At 75.1% G+C, this 18,148-nt stretch carries 14 protein-coding genes and 1 pseudogene; 6 read left to right on the top strand and 9 right to left on the bottom strand.

Features of this window, described 5'->3' with window-relative positions:
- Positions 1-127 precede the first annotated feature (127 nt).
- From VSR01_RS26375 to VSR01_RS26340, 8 genes and pseudogenes are all read right to left on the bottom strand, one after another.
- Positions 128-1,983, bottom strand: a pseudogene (locus VSR01_RS26375) (DUF3492 domain-containing protein).
- Positions 1,984-2,204: 221 nt separating this feature from the next.
- Positions 2,205-4,187, bottom strand: coding sequence for an ABC transporter ATP-binding protein (locus VSR01_RS26370; RefSeq protein ID WP_326451598.1), 1,983 nt, complete (start codon positions 4,185-4,187; stop codon positions 2,205-2,207).
- Complete coding sequence (locus tag VSR01_RS26365; protein WP_326451597.1) at positions 4,184-5,173, bottom strand: ABC transporter permease; 990 nt, start codon at positions 5,171-5,173, stop codon at positions 4,184-4,186. Before VSR01_RS26365 ends, VSR01_RS26370 begins: the two co-directional genes overlap by 4 nt.
- Entirely contained in the window at positions 5,170-6,234 is a 1,065-nt protein-coding gene (locus VSR01_RS26360; protein WP_326451596.1) for an ABC transporter permease, read from the bottom strand. The genes VSR01_RS26365 and VSR01_RS26360 overlap by 4 nt, the downstream gene beginning before the upstream one ends.
- Before the next feature lie 4 nt (positions 6,235-6,238).
- Positions 6,239-7,960, bottom strand: coding sequence for an ABC transporter substrate-binding protein (locus tag VSR01_RS26355; protein WP_326451595.1), 1,722 nt, complete (start codon positions 7,958-7,960; stop codon positions 6,239-6,241).
- 155 nt (positions 7,961-8,115) lie between these two features.
- Positions 8,116-8,214 (bottom strand): Ms4533A family Cys-rich leader peptide, encoded by a 99-nt coding sequence (locus VSR01_RS26350; protein WP_326451594.1) that lies wholly within the window; start codon positions 8,212-8,214, stop codon positions 8,116-8,118.
- 117 nt (positions 8,215-8,331) lie between these two features.
- The gene (locus VSR01_RS26345) at positions 8,332-9,897 is read right to left on the bottom strand and encodes a DUF3152 domain-containing protein (protein ID WP_326451593.1); all 1,566 of its coding nucleotides are present in this window, start codon (positions 9,895-9,897) and stop codon (positions 8,332-8,334) included.
- 84 nt (positions 9,898-9,981) lie between these two features.
- Positions 9,982-11,145, bottom strand: coding sequence for an alpha/beta fold hydrolase (locus VSR01_RS26340; protein WP_326451592.1), 1,164 nt, complete (start codon positions 11,143-11,145; stop codon positions 9,982-9,984).
- 247 nt (positions 11,146-11,392) lie between these two features.
- Between VSR01_RS26340 and VSR01_RS26335 the strand changes: the two genes are divergently transcribed.
- The 4 genes from VSR01_RS26335 (at position 11,393) to VSR01_RS26320 (ending at position 13,673) form a co-directional block, all read left to right on the top strand.
- On the top strand, positions 11,393-11,635 hold the full coding sequence (locus VSR01_RS26335; RefSeq protein ID WP_326451591.1) for a hypothetical protein: 243 nt from the start codon (positions 11,393-11,395) through the stop codon (positions 11,633-11,635).
- A gap of 269 nt (positions 11,636-11,904) precedes the next feature.
- The gene (locus tag VSR01_RS26330) at positions 11,905-12,546 is read left to right on the top strand and encodes a TetR/AcrR family transcriptional regulator (RefSeq protein WP_326451590.1); all 642 of its coding nucleotides are present in this window, start codon (positions 11,905-11,907) and stop codon (positions 12,544-12,546) included.
- A 165-nt stretch (positions 12,547-12,711) separates the two neighbouring features.
- Positions 12,712-12,942: a DUF3107 domain-containing protein gene (locus tag VSR01_RS26325; RefSeq protein WP_326451589.1), complete on the top strand. Its 231-nt coding sequence runs from the start codon at positions 12,712-12,714 to the stop codon at positions 12,940-12,942.
- A 449-nt stretch (positions 12,943-13,391) separates the two neighbouring features.
- Positions 13,392-13,673 (top strand): hypothetical protein, encoded by a 282-nt coding sequence (locus tag VSR01_RS26320; protein WP_326451588.1) that lies wholly within the window; start codon positions 13,392-13,394, stop codon positions 13,671-13,673.
- Between the two features lie 163 nt (positions 13,674-13,836).
- Here the strand turns inward: VSR01_RS26320 and VSR01_RS26315 are convergent, their stop codons facing one another.
- A complete protein-coding gene (locus tag VSR01_RS26315; RefSeq protein WP_326451587.1) occupies positions 13,837-14,619 on the bottom strand; it encodes a ferritin-like fold-containing protein in 783 nt (260 codons plus the stop codon).
- 427 nt (positions 14,620-15,046) lie between these two features.
- Between VSR01_RS26315 and VSR01_RS26310 the strand changes: the two genes are divergently transcribed.
- Together VSR01_RS26310 and VSR01_RS26305 are read left to right on the top strand one after the other, a co-directional pair.
- A complete protein-coding gene (locus VSR01_RS26310; protein ID WP_442785543.1) occupies positions 15,047-16,765 on the top strand; it encodes a DEAD/DEAH box helicase in 1,719 nt (572 codons plus the stop codon).
- 385 nt (positions 16,766-17,150) lie between these two features.
- Positions 17,151-18,125 carry an alpha/beta hydrolase gene (locus VSR01_RS26305; RefSeq protein WP_326451586.1) on the top strand — a complete coding sequence of 325 codons (975 nt, stop codon included), beginning with the start codon at positions 17,151-17,153 and terminating at the stop codon, positions 18,123-18,125.
- Positions 18,126-18,148: the final 23 nt, after the last annotated feature.

Below are 18,148 nucleotides of genomic sequence, written 5' to 3'. Positions count from 1 at the left end.
CAGGGGCGCCGATCCCTCACCACGCCCCTCCGGCGCGGCCGGGAGCGGCACGGTCGAGGCCGGGGCGGGGCCGGCGGGAGCGCCGGGGCGACGTGGGGAATCGATTCGGCAGAGGTCGGGTGCGTGGTCATCGGCGGGGACCTTCGAGAGTGGGAGCGGGGACGTCGGCGCGGCGGGTGAGGGGAGCCAGGGGGGTCGGCGACCAGGACTCCGCGGGGGCCGCGAAGGGGCGGGCCGCGCCCGCGGGGCCGGTCAGCGGCTCGCGGGCGACCGCGTGGTGGGCCACGACATCGAGGTAGCCCTCGCGGAACGCCTCCACGCAGCGCGTGACCGTGAAGAGCGCGAGCGCACGCTCGCGGGCCGCCGCGCCGAGGCGGGCGGCCCGCTCGGGATCGCGCAGCAGCGACAGCGCCGCACCGGCCAGCGCCCGGGGGTTGCGCGGCGGCACCACCAGCCCCGTACCGCCGATGACCTCGCGCACCGCGCCCACGTCGGTGGAGACCGTCGCGCGCCCGCAGAACATCGCCTCGACCAGGCTCAGCGGAAAGCCCTCCGCGCTGCTGGACAGCACCACGACGTCGCCCGCCGCGTAGGCGTCCGCGAGGTCGGGCGCCGCGGGCGAGCCCACCTCCTCGAACGTCACCGGGCTCTCCCCCACCGCGTGCGCGCTCTCCGCCTCGTCGGGGAAGAGCTGCGCGGCCAGCGCCCGGCAGTGGTCCAGGTACCGCGCCGCGGGGTCCGCGTCCGCGCCCGTCCCGGCGGCCGGCGCCCCGCCGCCACCGGCCGCGCCGCCGACACCCGCCGCCGCGTCCCCGGCGACCGCCGGCGCGCCGCCGACGACCGCCGGCGCGCCGCCGGCCCCGCTCCCCCGCCCCTGCGCAGGAAGATCCGCAGCCGCGCTCCCGGCTCCTCCGCGCGTATCGCGTGGAAGGCGTGCAGCAGGGCGATGAGGTCCTTCGCCGGGTCGGGGCGGCCGACCCACACCAGGACGGGGTCGACGGGAGCGCGCGGGTCGGCCGGCTGTCCGCTCCGCGCCACCGCCTCGGCCGCTTCCGCCTCGGCCGCCTCGCCCGCGCGGGCGAACCGCGCCGCGTCGATGCCCGGGTGGACGGTCCGCATCCGCTCGCGCGGCGCCCCGCACCGCTCCTGCCAGCGGCGGACGTGCGTGGAGCCGGGGGTGATCAGCGCGGCGCGCCGGTAGACCTCGCCGGCCAGCAGCCGGTGGTAGTCGCCGAGCAGCAGCCGTACCGCGGGCGTGAGTCCGGCCGCGCGGTGGGCCAGCAGCGCCTCGCGCAGCCGGACGGTGTACTCGGTGACCACCAGCGGTGTACCGCAGAACCGTTTGGCCAGCAGGCCGGGAAGGGCCGCGGGGCCCCCGGACGCGGCGTGGCACAGGTCGGCCGCGGCCAACTCCCCGTCGCCGTACCAGGGCAGCGCCAGCGGTCGCAGTTGGCGCTCCAACAGGTCGGCCGCGGTGAGCAGTTCGGTGACGGTGATGTCGGCGAGCAGCGGGCGCACCCGGGGTGCGCGGCAGGCGGCCTCCAGCGCGGCGATCGCGTCGTCGCCGCGCAACTGCTCGGCCAGACCGCCGTGTTCGGCCGCCGCGCCGGCCAGTCCGTACAGTCCGGCGGCGAACCGGTCGGCCCGTTCGGCCCGTTCGGTCGCGCCACCCGCGAGGGCCGCCGCGAGCTCGCCGAAGTGCCAGCGGAACGCCGCCGTCCTGGCCCGCCGGGCGGCCCTGCCGCGCTCGGGCGCGGGGGCGGACGCCGCGGGGTCGGGCGGTCCCCACAACCGTGCGGTGCGCAACCGCTTCACGTTCCGCGGCGATGGGACCGCGCCGCCCGCCTCGGTCGCGGCTGAGCGGCTCAACGCGTAGACGTCGAAGTCGTGTTGCGGCAGCCCGCGGACGAGCCGGTCGCACCACGCACCGCCCTCACCACGCGCGTACGGATAGCCACCCTCGGTGAGCAGCGCGATGCGCACGAGTGCACCCTCTTCCTGTACGGCGTGCCGGGTTCTGGACCCGGTGCTGATTCGGCGTCCGGGTCCGGGCCGCCGGGTGCGACACCCGGTTCCGGCCCCGATCCCGGCGGAACGCGACGACCGTATGCCGCAACGACGGTGGCGCGACGGACGGTTGTCCGCCGCGCCACCAAAAGGGGTGAAGAGACGTAACTTCTCCCAACGCGGGGCGTTGGGGCGGCTTATGGTGCCGCTGCGGTCGCCTTCCGCAGCTCCGCGCGGCCGGTCCTGCGGGCCGCGGCCTCGGCCGGGTCGAGCACCGGCACGGCGGCCAGCAGCGACGTGGTGTACGGGTCCTGCGGCGCGTCGTAGACCTCCGCCGCCGTCCCGGTCTCCACGATCCGGCCGCCGCGCATCACCGCGACGCGGTCGCTGACCTGGCGCACGACGGCGAGGTCGTGCGCGATGAAGATCAGCGACAGGCCGAGGTCGCGCTGCAGTTCGCCGAGCAGGGCGACCACCTGGGCCTGCGTGGTCACGTCCAGCGCGGACACCGGCTCGTCGCACACCACCAGCTTCGGCGCCGGGGCCAACGCCCGTGCGATGCCGACGCGTTGGCGCTGCCCGCCGCTGAACTCGTGCGGGTAGCGGCGGTACCAGTCGGGGTCGAGCCCGACCCGCTCCAGCAGCTCCCGCACCCGGGCGCGGATCTCCTTGTCGGTCAGCGCGCCCGCGGCCCGCAGCGGGTCGGCGATGGACTCGCCGATGCTGCGGCGGGGGTTGAGCGAGGAGACCGGGTCCTGGAAGACCATCTGCAGCTCGCGGCGGAGCGGGCGCAGCGCCCGGTCGCCGAGCGGCGCGATGTCCCGGCCGCGGTAGAGGATGCGGCCGGCGCTGGGGTCGAGCAGCCGGACCAGCATCCGGCCGAGCGTGGTCTTGCCCGAGCCGGACTCCCCGACCACGCCGAGCGTCTCGCCCTCGCGCAGCGTCAGGTCCACGTCGCGGACCGCGTGCACCCGGTGCCTGGCCGGCCCGAACTCCCGGCTCAGCCCCGACACCACGAGCAGCTCGTCCCCTCGGGAGCCGCCACCGCCGCCGGCCGCGCCCACCGGGTCACGCACCTCGGCACTCGTGTCCGCCGCGCCGGCCGACTCGCGGACCTCGGCACTCGTGTTTGCCGCACCCACCGGCTCACGCACCTCGGCGCCCGCGTCGCCCCCCGCACGGCCCGCGGACGCCGCGTCCGCCCCGGTACGGCCCGTGGGCCCCGCGTCCAGCCGCGGGACCGCGGTCAGCAGCGCCCGCGTGTAGTCGGCGGCCGGAGCGGCCAGCACCCGGGCCAGCGGCCCGCGTTCGACGGGGGCGCCGTCGCGCAGCACCAGCAGCTCGTCGACGCTGCCCGCGGCCACCCCCAGGTCGTGGGTGACCAGCAGCAGGCCGACGCCCTCCTCGGCGCGCAGCTCGTGCAGCAGGTCCAGGATCTGCGCCTGGACGGTGACGTCGAGCGCGGTGGTCGGCTCGTCGGCGACGATGAGGCGCGGCTCGCAGGCCAGCGCTATGGCGATCAGCGCGCGCTGCCGCATGCCGCCGCTGAACTCGTGCGGCCGGGACCGCGCCCGCCGCGCGGCGTCGGCGATGCCGACCCGGTCGAGCACCCGCACCGCGCGGGCGCGGGCCGCGGACCGGGAGACGCGGTGGTGCACGCGGTGCACCTCGGCGATCTGGTCGCCGATCGCCTGGTACGGGTCGAGGGAGGACAGCGGGTCCTGGAAGACCATGGCCGCGGTGCCGCCGCGCAGCCGGCGCAGCTCGGCGTCGGAGGCGCCCAGCACGTCGGTGCCGGCCACCCGCACGGTGCCGGTGACCTTCGCGCCGGTGCCGCGGTGCAGGCCGAGCAGCGCGTAGGCGGTGGCGCTCTTGCCGGAGCCGGACTCGCCGACCAGGCCGAGCGCGGCGCCGGGCGCGAGGGTGAAGCCGAGGCCGGCCACGGCGGTGACCGGGCCGCTCTCGGTCGGGAACTCGATCCGCAGGTCCGCGACCTCGACCAGGTGCCCGGCAGCAGACTCGGCCGCTCCGGCTGCGGCCTCGGCCGCCCCGGCCGCCTGCCCGGCCGCGGACACGGCCGTCCGTCCGGCCACGGACTCGGCCGCTCCGGCTGCGGCCTCGGCCGCGGACTGGGCCGCGGGCTCGCGGACCTCGCCGCGGGACTCCTCGGGCGTCGTCATGCCAGCACCACCCTCCGGTCGGCGATCGCGTAGAGCACGTCGGCGACGGCGTTGGCCACCACCACGGCCAGGCCCATCACCAGCACGATGCCGACGACGATGGGCAGGTCCTTCGACTGCACGGCCTGCACCAGCTGCTGGCCCAGGCCCGGGATGCCGAAGAGCGTCTCGGTGAGCAGCGCGCCGCCGAAGATCGTGCCGAGGTCCAGCGCGGACAGCGCGATCACCGGGGCGAGCGCGCCGCGCAGGGCGTGCCGCCAGACCAGCGCGCGCTCGCTGACGCCGTACGCGCGGAAGGTCCTGATGTGGTCCTCGGCGAGCGTCTCCAGCATCGCCGAGCGGGTCAGCCGGGCGTACTTGGCCGCTTCGACCAGGGCCAGCGCGAGCCACGGCAGCAGCAGGTTCCACGCCCACTGCTGGGGGTCGTCGGTGAGCGAGACGTAGGACGGGTAGGGCAGCCACTGCAGCCAGGAGCAGAAGACCAGCAGCAGCACGATGCCGGTGATGAAGACCGGGGTGGCGACGCCGACCAGCGTGAAGCCGGTGAGCAGCCGCTCGGTGACGCCGCCGCGGCGCAGCGCCGAGGCGATGCCGGTGCCCAGGCCGATGACCAGCCACAGCACCATCGCGCCGACGGCGAGCGAGGCGGTGGCCGGCAGCTTCTGGGCGATGATGTGGGTGACGAGTTCGCCGCTGCGGTAGGACTGGCCGAGGCAGGGCGCGGGGCAGTGCAGGGTGCCGGTGCCGGTGCTGTAGGTGTGGCCGGTCAGCACGCCCTGCAGGAAGTGCCAGAACTGCTGGTAGACCGGGTCGTTCAGGCCCATCTGGACGCGGATCTGGTCGACCTGGGCGGTGGAGCACTTGGGTCCGCAGGCCAGCCGCGCGGAGTCGCCGGGGGCGAGGTAGAAGACCGCGTAGAGCACGGCGGCGAGCGCCAGCAGGACCAGCACCGCCTGGACGACGCGGCGCAGCACGAACGGGATCACCGGGCGCCCTTTCCCGCGGCCGACGCGTCGCCGGCCGCCGTGCCGACCGCCGTGCCGGCCGCCGTCTCCTGCCGCTCGGCCCGCGTGCGCTTCCTGCCGACGTTGACGCGGCTGGCGGTGCGCGGGTCGAGCGCGGCGCGCACGCCCTCGGCGAAGACGGTGAAGGCCAGCACGGTCACGAACAGCAGCGCGGCCGGGATGATCACGTACGCGGAGTCGGCCTGGTACCAGGTCGTGGCGCTGGAGAGCATCTGGCCCCAGGACGGCGTGGGCGGGGTGACGCCGATGCCGAGGAAGGACAGGCCCGCCTCGGAGACGATGTTGGTGGGCAGCGTGACGGCCGCGTAGGTCAGCACGGGCGCGACGAGCGCGGGCAGCAGTTCGCGGCGGGCGGTGCGCCAGCGCGAGGAGCCGGCCAGCCGGGACGCGGCCACGTAGTCCAGCGAGCGCTGGGCGAGCACCTGGGCCCGGACGATCTTGGCGAAGCCGCCCCAGGCGAGCAGGCCCAGCACCAGGGTCAGCAGCACCGGGCGGGGGAAGCTGCCGGGCACCACCGCGAGCAGCGCGATGGCCAGGATCAGCGCGGGCATCACCACGAAGACGTCGGTGATCCGGCTGAGCAGGCCGTCGACGAAGCGGTTGCCGAGCCCGGCGGCGAGGCCGAGGGCGACGCCGATGAGCACCTGGAGGACGGTCGCGCCGATCGCGACGCCGAGCGAGACCCGGGCGCCGTAGACGATGCGGGCGAACAGGTCGCGCCCGGTGCCGGGTTCGACGCCCAGCCAGTGGCTGCCGCCGATGCCGCCGAGGTGGCCGAGCGGGACGCCGCCGGAGGCGGAGTCGACCAGGTCGGCGTGGTAGGTGGTGGTGTCCTGGCCCTCGATCGCGGCGAGCAGCGGCGCGCCCAGCGCGACCAGGACCAGCAGCACGATGACCGCGCCGCCGGCCAGCGCGGCGGGCCGGCCGCGCAGCCGCCGCCAGACCTGCCGCGCCCCCGAGGCGGGGGCGGACGCCTGGACGCCCGCCCCCGCCTCGACGGCGGATATCGCTTCGAGCGTCACGGCGTCACTTCACCGCGACCTGGGAGGCGTCGAGCACACCGGTCCAGTCGCTGATCACGACGTTCTTGATGTTCTTGCCGAACAGCCGCTTGTAGACCGGGTGGTAGAGCGGCACGGTCAGCGCCTGGGCGCCGATCTTCTTGTCCAGCGCCCCCCAGCGGACCGCGGCGGCCTTCAGGTCGGTGATCTTGTTGATCGCGTCGATCTCGCTGTTCACCGAAGGGTCGTTGAGCTGGGCGTTGTTGAAGTTGTCGCCGTCCTTGACGATCTGCCGGCCGTCGAAGATCGGGCCGAGGAACGGGCCGCCGGACGGCCAGTCGGCGCCCCAGCCGGCCAGGAAGAAGCCGGGCTCGGTGGAGACGTTGTGGACCTTGTCGCTGAAGGCGTTGTGCTCCTCGCCGTCGAGCTTGACGGTGATGCCGGCGGCCTTCAGGGCCTCCTGGATGGCGGTGGCGACCTCCGGGCCCTGCTCGTCGCCCTTGGTGACGTCGTGGGTGAGGCTGACGGTCAGTCCGTGGGGGTAACCGGCCTGCTTCAGCAGTTCCTTGGCCTTGGCCGGGTTGCCGGTCGGGCCGGCCGGGAACGGGTCGTAGGGCGTGTAGCCGAAGGACGCCTGCGGGGGCAGGAAGGTGGTGGCGGGCTCGTTGAGCGAGGAGCCGCCCTGCGCGTTGATGACGGTGGTGCGGTTGATCGCGTAGGCGATGGCCTCGCGCACCCGGATGTCGTCGAACGGCTTCACCTTGGGGTTGAAGGCGATGTAGTCGGTGTAGCCGAAGTGGCCGGTGCCGACCCGCGAGGCCAGGGCCTTGTCGCCGGTGATCTTGGCGAGTTCGGCCGGGCCGAGGTTGGTGTCGGTGGTGATCGCGTCCGCGTCCTTGCCGACGCCGGAGGCCAGCCGCTGGTTGATCACGGCCTGGTCCAGCCCCGACTGCACGTCGATGACGTCGGGGTACGCCTTGCGCTGCGAGTCGGTGGCCGGCGACCAGTGCGGGTTGCGCTTGAGCACGATGTGCTCGCCGTTGTTCTGGTTGCTGACCACGACGTACGGGCCGGAGGAGACCGGGTGCTCGGCGTACTTGGTGCCGGTGTCCTTGGCCTTGGGCACCGGGGCGAAGGACGTCTGGGTGGCCAGCAGCGGGAACTCGCCCTCGGGCTTGTTCAGGTGGAAGACGATGGTCTTCGCGTCCGGCGTCTGGATCGAGGCCAGGCCCTTCGGGTCCTTGTACGGGCCCTGGTAGTTTGCCGCGCCGACCAGCCAGTCCCGCAGGTAGGGGGCGCCGCCGGAGAGTTCGGGCGCGAAGGAGCGCTCGATGTCGTACTTGATGTCGGCGGTGGTGATCGGGCTGCCGTCCTGGTAGGTCAGGCCGTCCTTGAGGTGGTACGTCCACACGGTCGCGTTCGCGCTGGGCTCGCCGGTGTTCGTGGCGAGGTCCGGGACGACCTTGGAGCCGGCCGCGCCGTTCGCGCGGTTGCGGGTGGTCAGGGTCCGGTAGACCAGCGAGGGGATGTTGCCGCCGCCGGAGGTGTAGAGGCGCGCCGGGTCGAAGTCCTCCTGCGCCTGGTTGTTGAGCACGTAGAGGGTGCCGCCCTTGTGCGGCGCGCCGTCGCCGCCCCCGGACTTCGCGTCGTCGCCGCTCTTGGGGCCGCAGGCGACGGCCCCTCCGGCAAGGGCCAGACCTATGGCGATCGCGCCCAGACGGCGGGACGGGGCGGACAAGTGACGCATCGTAGAACCTTTCACGGGCCTGGTTCGCAGGCATGCCGAGGGGGACGGCGCCGGGGCGCCGGAGGGGAGCGCGGGGCGCACGGGTGGGCGCGGCCGCGCGAGCCGGGGCGGAGGCGGCCGGGGGGCTGGCCTCTACGCGGCGGACCGCGAAGTGATCACCGACAGTGCACGTCGGCGACGCTGTGCGCGGTCACGCCGATGAGCGCCAGCTCGATGCTGACGCGCAAGGTGGGGCTGACGAGGCGCTGCGACATGGTCAAAAGGGTGCAGGGAAAGAGCCCTCGCTGTCAAAGTCGCATCAAGGTAAGCGATAAGGATCACTTATGCGCGGGGGCGAAACCGCCTCTAATGTGACACTGTGTGACGATCGGCTACGGGAACGGCCAGGGGTTGGGCTTGCAGGTGGGGCCGCCGTCCAGCGACAGGAACTTCGTCTGCTGCATCATCACCGGCGCGGGCGCGCCCTGCCGGGGACAGCCGACGTGGTCGTGGCCGAGGCGGTGGCCGACCTCGTGGTTGATCAGCATCTGGCGGTAGGCGTGCATCCGGTCCGGACCGTAGGTCGCCGCGCCCTGCGCCCAGCGGTACGCGTTGATCATGGTGCGCGGGGTGGACGCGGCGTCGCAGGAGACGTTGTCGACGGTGGTGTCCAGGCCGGACTTCGCACACCACTTGGCGGTGGTGCCGGGGCTGGCCAGGGTGATGACGATGTCGGCCGGCCCGCTGGAGACCCGCTCGAAGGTCATCGTGCCGCCGTGGCCCCAGCTGCGCGGGTCGTTCAGGGTCGCGAAGACGGCGTCGCTGAACAGCCGGGCGTCCAGCGGCAGTCCCTTCTCCACGTCGACCCGGAACCGCATCACCTTGCCGCGGCCGGGCGCGGCCTGGTGCCCCGGCACGGTGGTGAACGCGCCGGACAGGCTCAGGTCGGCGGGCAGCGGGAAGCGCTGCGCCATCAGCCGGGTGTAGTCGGCGGCGGTCACCGGCGAGGTGGCGGCGGCGGTCGCGGTCGCGGACGGCAGCGGGTCGGCGGTGCGCTCCTGGGAGCGGGAGGCGCCGTCGTCGGCGCGGGGCGCGTTGTCGTCCGCGCCGGTGCCGGTGTCCTTCGCGGGGTGGTGCCGGTCCTGCGCGGCCTGTCCCGCCACGACCACGGCGAGCACGGTGACCACGGCAGCGGCGGCCACGCCGCTGAGGGTGCGGCCCTTGCCGCCGGAGGCCGCGGTCTTCCCCCGGCCGGGCCGGTCCGCGGCGGAAGGACCGCCGCCGGCGGGATCGGCGGCGGGGTCGGCGGCGTGCGGTGGGGCGGGGCGCGGGTCCGCCGGGTGCCGGTCCTCGGCGTGCGCGGTCCCCGCCGGGTGGGCCGGGCGCGGCGCGGCCGGCGCGTCGAAGGCGTCCAGGAACTCCTGCCGGGGCCGCGGGATCCGGCCGCCCGGCGTGGTGATCCGGGTGGGCGGCAGGCCGGGCAGTCCGGGGCCGGTGCCGCCGGCGACGGGCAGGCTGCCGGTGGTGCCGTTCCTGACCGAGCGCATCAGCGTCGCCGCGTCGTAGGGCGCCCAGTCCTCGGCCCACTCCTCGACCGGGTCGAGGGACGGGCCGGGCCCGGCGGGCATCCGGCCGGGCCTGCCGAGCACCTGCCCCGCCCAGCCGCCGGAGCCGCCCCACGCGGAGTGCTCACGGTGCTCGGGGTGCGGCGTCGGGCGGCCGGAGCCGTCGCGCGGGCGGACCACCGCGAAGCCGCCGGTGTCGTCGGGCGAGTCGCCGCGGCGGCGGCGCCCGGTGCCGGGGGTGCCGAGGGCGCCGGGGCCGCTCGGGGCGGTGGGACCGGTCGGGGCGGTGGGCGCGCCGAAGCCGCCGGGGCCGCCGGGTGCGCCCGGGGCGCCGTGTGTGTCGAAGCCGCCGGTGCCGCCGGGTGCGCCCGGTACGTCCGGCCAGGGCGGCACCGGCCGGCCGTCGTGCCCGCCACCCGGTATCGGAGGGTTCAGGCCGTCGTGGCCGTCACGCGCACTGTGCTTCCCCACGCCCGATCAGCTCCCGGTCGCCGCAGCGCTCGTGGGACCCGGGTCCGTGCCCGGGTCCTCGTCGGTCCCCGTGCCCACGCTCGTGCTCGTGCCCGCGCCTGCGCTCATGCCCGCGCCCGCGCCCGTTCCCGTGCCCGCCGCGCCGTCCCCACCGCGCGCGTCGCGGTGCGCGAGTTCGTGGAGCAGGTCGTGGAAGGCGCGGGCGACCAGCTCCGGATTCTCCATCATGGCCACGTGGCCGCTGTCGGGGATGGTCAGCATCCGGACGTCCCGGAAGGCGCGGGCGGCCCGGCGGGAGGTCTTCACCGACACCAGCTTGTCGCGGCCGCCGTAGACCAGCAGCGTCGGCGCCAGCACCCGCTCGGCCTGCCGCCACAGCGCGTGCTGGCCGCCGAGGGTGTACGCGTTGACGATGCCGCGGGTGGAGCGGACCATCACGTCCCAGAAGTACGGCAGCTCCGCGCGCCGCCGGTACTCCTCGACCGCCGCGCGCCGGGCCGGCTCGCCTACCACCGACGGATCGCCGTAACACAGCTCAAGCAGCGCCGCGGTGCGCCGCTCCACGCTCCAGTCGCGGGTGGCCCGCAGATACAGCCGCGGCAGTCCCGGCACCGCGGCGAGCGCGGTCGGCCAGGCGGTGCGCTGCGGCGGCACCTCGGGGAGCGCGGGCGAGACCAGGGTGAGCGTCCTGACGAGATCCGGGCGGGCCGCGGCGACCTTCACGGCGACCGCGCCGCCCATCGAGTTGCCGAACAGGTGCACCGGGCCGCGGCGCTCGGCGTCCAGCAGCCGCACCACGGCGCGGGCGTGCGCGGCGAGGGAGAAGTTCCCGTCGTCCGGCGGCGGCGAGTGCCCGAACCCGGGCAGGTCGAGGGCCTCGCCCGCGACGGTGTCGGCCAGCGCCGCCATCAGCGCCGACCAGTTCTGCGAGGAGCCGCCGAGGCCGTGCACGAACAGCGCGGGCTCGCGTCCGGCCCGGCCCTCCCGCAGCCGGCCGGCGTCGGCGGGTCCGGCGTCCAGCGAGCGGACCAGCAGGCTCAGACCCGGCAGCCGTACCGTACGGGCCGATTCCCCGGCCGCGAGCGCCGGTCCCGGCGGCACGGTCGCGGGGGCCACGGCCGCCTGCTCCGCCGCGGTCGGGTGGGATGAGGGGGATCCGGCCGAGGGCATGGTCCGATGTTACGAGACGATCACGTGTCCGGCCGCGTGTTCACCGCCACAAGTGGTGAGAAGCGCGAACGGGAGCACGCTGGGAAGGGAGCGGGTTCCACGCACACGACCGCCGGGACCGGTCCGATCGGCCGGTTTTCCGCAGGCCCGGGGCGTACGGGGACGAGCACGGGTTACCCGTAGCCGTGGATGCGCGGACACGTGCGCGCGCCCCCGGCGTACCGGGGCCATCGAGGACGGAGGCGCCATGACGGACCAGGGGCAGGACCCGGAGCAGGAGCGGGAGCCGGAGGTGGACCGGGACGAGGAGGAGGAGCGGGAAGTGGACCTGGACGTGGAGACGCCCGAGGCGGACGCGGCCGAGCAGCGCGCCGACTGGGTCCCCGAGGACGACGAGCCGCCCGCACCCGACCCGGTCGGCCGGGCGGACCCGGCGGATGCCGCGGAGCAGCGGCGGGTGGTCGGCCAGGACGAGGACGATTACCGCTGAGGACCGCTGGGGACCGCTGAGGACTGCTGAGGCACCGCTGAGGCCGGTGCGGCCGCCGCAGGGGCGCTCGCCGCGGGTCCCAGGAAGTGAGAATGTGCGCTCGCACAGCGCGCGGTGTCGTTACCGAAAAGTACGATGGCCGTCGCAGTGCTGTCGCGCGTTCCGCACACGGCACCCCCGCACAAGGCCGACCGGTGGGACGATCGGCTCCACGGTCGATCGGATGATCGGTCGGTTTCGGACATCCTCATCAGGAACTGGGAGGCGGCGTGACAGCCATCGAGCAGACTCAGGCGCGGCCGCGCGGCACCCGTCTGCCCCGCAGGGCCCGGCGTGAGCAGCTGCTGGGCGCGGCGCAGGAGGTCTTCGTCGCCCAGGGCTACCACGCGGCCGCGATGGACGACATCGCCGAGCGCGCGGGGGTCAGCAAGCCGGTGCTCTACCAGCACTTCCCCGGCAAGCTGGAGCTGTATCTCGCGCTGCTCGACCAGCACTGCGAGTCGCTGCTGCACTCGGTCCGCACGGCGCTGGCGTCCACCACGGACAACAAGAAGCGCGTCGAGGCGACCATGGACGCCTACTTCGCCTACGTCGAGGACGAGGGCGGCGCCTTCCGGCTGGTCTTCGAGTCGGACCTGACCAACGAGCCGGCTGTGCGCGAGCGGGTCGACAAAGTCTCGCTGGAGTGCGCGGAGGCGATCAGCGAGGTGATCGCCGAGGACACCGGGCTGGCCAAGGAGCAGTCGATGCTGCTGGCCGTCGGCCTGGGCGGGGTCTCGCAGGTGGTCGCGCGCCACTGGCTCGCCTCGGGCAGCGACGTGCCCCGCGACACCGCGGTGCAGCTGCTGACCTCGCTGGCCTGGCGCGGCATCGCGGGCTTCCCGCTGCACGGCGCGGAGGGCCACCACTGAGCGGCCGCCCGCGGTGAGCCGGCGACGCGCGGCGGCGCGCACCGCGCCGTGTTCGCTCACGGCGTCAGCGGTCCGCCGATTCGCGCGCCCGCGGCGGGGCTAGTCTTTGCTGCGTACGGCGCGATCGACCGCGCACACCGCCCGACCATCGGAGGTATCCCAGCCGTGGAGGTCAAGATCGGCGTGCAGCACGCGCCGCGCGAGATCAGCATCGAGAGCGCGCAGTCGGCCGACGAGGTGGAGAAGGCGGTGGCCGACGCGCTCAGCGGCCAGGCGAAGCTGCTCTCCCTCACCGACGAGCACGGGCGCAAGGTCCTGGTCCCGGCCGACCGCCTCGCCTACGTCGAGATCGGCGAGCCGGCCGCCCGCCGCGTCGGTTTCGGCGCGGCGCTCTGACGCCCGCCTGACGCAGCACTGGTGAAGGGGCGGCGCCCCGGCCCACGGCCGGAGCGCCGCCCCTTCCCGTTGCCCCGCGCGACGGGCCGACGGCCTCAGCGCCCCTCGACCGGCCCGGGCGTCGGCAGCGGGTACGGCTTCCAGCGCGCGCCGCCCGGCACGGTGCCGGCCGTGTCCACCACCACGGGTGCCGACCTGCGGCCGTTCTCCAACTCCGTTCGGTCGGGTGTCGCCGAGCGCCGGTCGTGGCGCTCATCCCCTGTTGCCCGAAGTCCGCCGCGGGGTTCACGCAGGCCCGCGGCCGGGGGCGAAGTGCCGTGTGGTGCGTCACTCCTGAGGGGGCGTGAGGCGAGCCTTCCGTTTGGCGTGGGCGGTCGCGCGGGTAGGAGCGGTACGAACCGACCGGTCCGTCCAAGCCGTCGCACCGCCGCACCACGGGAGGGGTCACGATGCTGTATGGGGAAGGCGTCGCGTATGCCGTGCTCGGGCTGCTCGCCGCGTACGCCGGCGGGCGGATTTTCTCCGCGCGGCTGCAGTTCGGGCCGCTGCTGCTGGCCACCGGCCCGGTCGCGGGGCTGGTCGGCGGGCTGGTGACGCACACCATCGTGGGCGGCGGGCACCCGGAGGCCACGCTCCCGGCGGCGTTCGGGACCGCGGCCGCGCTGCTGAGCCTGCTGGCCCGGCCGCCGGCCCGCGGCCGGCACTCCAAGGTGCGCGCGTCCAACGCCTGAGCGGCGCGTGAGCGCCGGGCGCCCTGGCCGTCCCGGGCGCCTTGGGCGTCCCGCGTGCCCTGGCCGCCCTGGGTGCCCGGGGCTGCTCGCGTGCGCCGCGTGCTCAGGGCACCCCGCCACGTGCTCGGGGCACCTCACCCGTGTGCCCTGAGCGCCGTACGGACTACGCCGCCAGGCCCAGCGCCGCCATCCGCTTGGTGTGCGCCTCGGTGATGCGCGAGAACATCCGGCCGACCTCCGCGAGGTCGAAGCCGTCCGCGACGCCGCCGACGAGCATCGTGGACAGCGCGTCGCGGTCCGCGACCACCCGCTGGGCCTGCGAGAGCGCCTCGCCCATCAGCCGCCGCGCCCACAGCGCCAGCCTGCCGCCGACCCTCGGCTCGGCGGCGATCGCCGCGCGCACCTTCTCCACCGCGAAGGTGGCGTGCCCGGTGTCGTCGAGCACCGCGAGCACCAGCGTGCGGGTGTCGGAGTCCAGCCGGACCGCGACCTCGCGGTAGAAGTCGGAGGCGATCGAGTCGCCGACGTACGCCTTGACCAGGCCCTCCAGCCAGTCCGACGGCGCGGTCTGGCGGTGGAAGCCGTCGAGGGCGGCGGCGAACGGCTGCATCGCCTGGTGCGGGGCCTCGCCGATCTCGGCCAGCCGGTCCCTGAGCCGCTCGAAGTGGTGGAACTCCGCCGCGGCCATCGCCGCGAGCTCCGCCTTGTCCTCCAGCGTCGGCGCGAGCTTGGCGTCCTCCGCGAGCCGTTCGAACGCGGCCAGCTCGCCGTACGCCAGCGCGCCGAGCAGGTCGACCACGGCGGCGCGGTACTGCGGCTCGGCCGAGGCCGCGGCCCAGTCCATGGCGGCGATCCCGGTCGCGGCGGTCTCCTGGGCGGTCTCGGCCGCGGCCCCGGCGTCGGCGTCGGGCGTGGCTGCGGTCCCGGTCTCGTCTGGCGTCTCCATGCTGCGCACAATAGCCAAGTCCGGCCACGCCCGGGCCGGGGGCGGGGACACGGTCGGCGCGACGGCCGTACGACCAGGTCGCGGAGCCGGGAACACCCGGTCGCGGGGTCGGCGACGTCCCGAACGAAACATTTGATCGGGTGCAACTACGCGTTTCGGGGGTAGAGTGGTATTGCACCCGTCGGTAGCCGACGCGTCCGTGGCGCGTCCCGGCGCATCGGCGGGCGACGTGTGCAGCACCTGGATGCCCGGTCGGTGGCCCGATCGGCTCCGAACCGACCGCCCTCCCGCCATCGGGAGGGGCCCACTCGCGGCATGAGCGAGGGCAGCGGTCCCGCGCTTCGCGGCCACCCAACGGCCGTACGTATCTCTGCGCGGTCAGTGACCGGCGCCGTTTCCTTCCGGCGTACCGGCTGCTCGACCCCCCTTGCCGCACAGTGCCGCGTCTCACAGAAGAGGCAACATCCTGACCACCACGACTTTCCGCAGCCTGGGAATCCTCGCCGAGACCGCCGAGGCCCTTGAGGCCGTCGGCATCACCACTCCCTTCCCGATCCAGGAAATGACGCTCCCGGTCGCCCTCGCGGGCAACGACGTCATCGGCCAGGCCAAGACCGGCACCGGCAAGACCCTCGGCTTCGGCCTGCCGCTGCTCGAACGGGTCACCGTCGGCGCCGACGTCGAGGCCGGCCGCGCCACCCCCGAGCAGCTCACCGAGGCCCCGCAGGCGCTCGTCGTCGTGCCGACCCGCGAGCTGTGCCAGCAGGTGACCAACGACCTGCTCACCGCGGGCAAGGTGCGCAACGTCCGGGTCGCCGCGATCTACGGCGGCCGGGCCTACGAGCCGCAGGTCGAGCAGCTGAAGAAGGGCGTCGACGTGGTCGTCGGCACCCCCGGCCGGCTGCTGGACCTGGCCGGGCAGAAGAAGCTCAACCTCAAGCACGTGCGCACCCTCGTCCTGGACGAGGCCGACGAGATGCTCGACCTCGGCTTCCTGCCGGACGTCGAGAAGATCATGTCGATGCTGCCGGTGCGCCGGCAGACCATGCTGTTCTCCGCGACGATGCCGGGCGCGGTCATCAGCCTGGCCCGCCGCTACATGTCGCAGCCCACGCACATCCGCGCCACCGCGCCGGACGACACGGGCGCGACGGTGGCGAACACCACGCAGCACGTCTTCCGCGCCCACTCGCTGGACAAGCCGGAGCTGGTCGCGCGCATCCTGCAGGCCGAGGGCCGCGGGCTGGCGATGATCTTCTGCCGCACCAAGCGGACCGCGGCGGACGTCGCCGAGCAGCTGGAGAAGCGCGGCTTCGCGGCCGGCGCGGTGCACGGCGACCTCGGCCAGGGCGCGCGCGAGCAGGCGCTGCGGGCGTTCCGCAACGGCAAGGTGGACGTGCTGGTGTGCACGGACGTCGCGGCGCGCGGCATCGACGTCGAGGGCGTCACGCACGTGATCAACTACCAGACGCCCGAGGACGAGAAGACCTACCTGCACCGGATCGGCCGCACCGGCCGGGCGGGCGCGTCCGGCACCGCGATCACGCTGGTCGACTGGGACGACATCCCGCGCTGGCAGCTGATCAACAAGGCGCTGGAGCTGACCTTCAACGACCCGGAGGAGACGTACTCCACGTCGCCGCACCTGTACGAGTTGCTCGGCATCCCCGAGGGCACGAAGGGTGTGCTGCCGCGGGCCGAGCGGACCCGGGCGGGGCTGGACGCGGAGGAGGTCGAGGACCTCGGCGAGACCGGCGGGCGCGGGGGCGGCGGGCGCGGGCGTGGCGGCCGCAAGGCGGCCGCGCCGGTGCAGGAGCGGCCCGCGCGCACCCGGACGCCCCGGCAGCGGCGCCGCACCCGCGGCGGGGCCGAGGTCGCGCCCGAGGCGTCCGACGCCCCGGCGACCGTGCCGGCCGCGTCGTCGCCCGCGGCTTCCGGTTCTGGTTCGGCTTCGGCTTCGGTCGAGGACGCGCCGAAGGCTCCCCGCCGCCGGACCCGGACCCGCAAGTCCGCGGCGGTCCCCGAGGCCGTGGTCGCCGCGCCGGCTACCGACTCCGCCCCCTCGGCGGACGACGCGGCACCGAAAACCCCCCGCCGCCGCCGCACCCGCAAGCCGGCCGTCCCCGCCCCCTCCGACCCGAGCTGAACGCTGAGCGCTGAGCCACAAAACGCTCGGCGCCGGCCGTCAGGGACGGGGGCCGCGTCCCACATGCGGCCGGCGCCGCGCGGGCGCGCCGGCATCGCCCCGCACGACGCTCGGCGCCGGCCCTCAGGGGCGCGGGGAACTGCGCGCTCAGCCCCCCTCCGGCTGGGGGTACCTCCCAGGCGAAGCTCTGGGGAGGTCCGGACCGGATCCGAACACCCCCTCCCGGACGGAGTCTGGGAAGCGTCTCGCCGCGCCCCCCGGGGCGCACCGCCCAGCGCTGAGGCACCGCCCAGCGCTGAGCTGACGGAGAGGGGCCGGGCCCTGATGTACCGACGCCGAGCGTGAGCGCAACGTGGGGGACATACGCGGCGCGTAGCCTTCCCGCATGAGCCGACCGAAAAGGCTGACGCTGCCGGACAACGCGGCGTCGTACGAGCTGACCACCGCACGCGGCGCCTTCGCCGCGCTGGAGGCGCGCCCGGCGGGGCGCCCCGCCGGCACCGCGCTGCTGGTGCCGGGGTTCACCGGGAGCAAGGAGGACTTCCTCGACCTCCTCGCCCCCCTCGCCGCCGCGGGCTTCCGCGTGGTCGCGATCGACGGCCGCGGCCAGCACGAGACGTCCGGCCCGCGCGACGAAGCGGCGTACGCGCAGAAGGAGCTGGCCGCCGACGTGCGCGCGGTCGCCGCGGCGATCGGCGCGACGCCGGAGCACCCCGTGCACCTGCTCGGCCACTCGCTGGGCGGCCACATCGTGCGGGCCGCGGTGCTGGAGGAACCCGGCCGCGGCCCCTGGGCCTCGCTGACCCTGATGAGTTCCGGCCCCGCGGCGATCAGCGCCGAGCAGCAGGTCCGCACCCAGCTGGCCATCGACTTCCTGCCGACCACGGACATGGAGACCGCGTGGCGGATGCTGCGGTCCATGGACGGTGAGGCCGGCGAGGCCGGCGGGGCGGGCGACGCCGGCGACGCGGGCCCGGACGAGCCGGCGGGGCTCCAGGAGTTCCTGCACCGCCGCTGGGTGACCACGGTCCCCGAGCAGTTGATCGCCACCGCGCGCCAGTTGATGACCGAACCGGACCGGGTGGGCGAACTCGCCGCCGTACCGTTGCCGAAGCTCGTACTCTCCGGCCAGGTGGATTACGCGTGGCCGGTCCCGGAGTTGGACGAGATGGCGGTGCGCCTGGGCGCCCGGCGTGTGGTGATCGAGGGCGCCGAGCACTCGCCGAACGCCGAGCGTCCCGCGCAGACGGCCGCCGCGCTGGCCGCGTTCTGGACCGACGCGCACCGCGGCGCCGCCCCCGGCGCGGACCGGGACACCGCCGGCGATCCGCGGGCCACCGGTGACGTTACCGGTAAGTAGTTCAGGGCAAGAAGTTTTTCTTT

Source organism: Actinacidiphila sp. DG2A-62, assembly GCF_035825295.1.
In the GTDB taxonomy this organism is placed as follows: Bacteria; Actinomycetota; Actinomycetes; order Streptomycetales; family Streptomycetaceae; genus Actinacidiphila.
This window is presented reverse-complemented; position numbering and strand designations above follow the sequence as displayed.

What these genes read in the sequence shown, in the direction of transcription:
- VSR01_RS26350 (WP_326451594.1), bottom strand. Translation starts at nt 8,214, where the DNA reads ATGTCGCAGCGCCTCGTCAGCCCCACCTTGCGCGTCAGCATCGAGCTG.
- VSR01_RS26340 (WP_326451592.1), bottom strand. Translation starts at nt 11,145, where the DNA reads ATGCCCTCGGCCGGATCCCCCTCATCCCACCCGACCGCGGCGGAGCAG.
- VSR01_RS26320 (WP_326451588.1), top strand. Translation starts at nt 13,392, where the DNA reads ATGCTGTATGGGGAAGGCGTCGCGTATGCCGTGCTCGGGCTGCTCGCC.
- VSR01_RS26370 (WP_326451598.1), bottom strand. Translation starts at nt 4,187, where the DNA reads ATGACGACGCCCGAGGAGTCCCGCGGCGAGGTCCGCGAGCCCGCGGCC.
- VSR01_RS26335 (WP_326451591.1), top strand. Translation starts at nt 11,393, where the DNA reads ATGACGGACCAGGGGCAGGACCCGGAGCAGGAGCGGGAGCCGGAGGTG.
- VSR01_RS26315 (WP_326451587.1), bottom strand. Translation starts at nt 14,619, where the DNA reads ATGGAGACGCCAGACGAGACCGGGACCGCAGCCACGCCCGACGCCGAC.
- VSR01_RS26355 (WP_326451595.1), bottom strand. Translation starts at nt 7,960, where the DNA reads ATGCGTCACTTGTCCGCCCCGTCCCGCCGTCTGGGCGCGATCGCCATA.
- VSR01_RS26305 (WP_326451586.1), top strand. Translation starts at nt 17,151, where the DNA reads ATGAGCCGACCGAAAAGGCTGACGCTGCCGGACAACGCGGCGTCGTAC.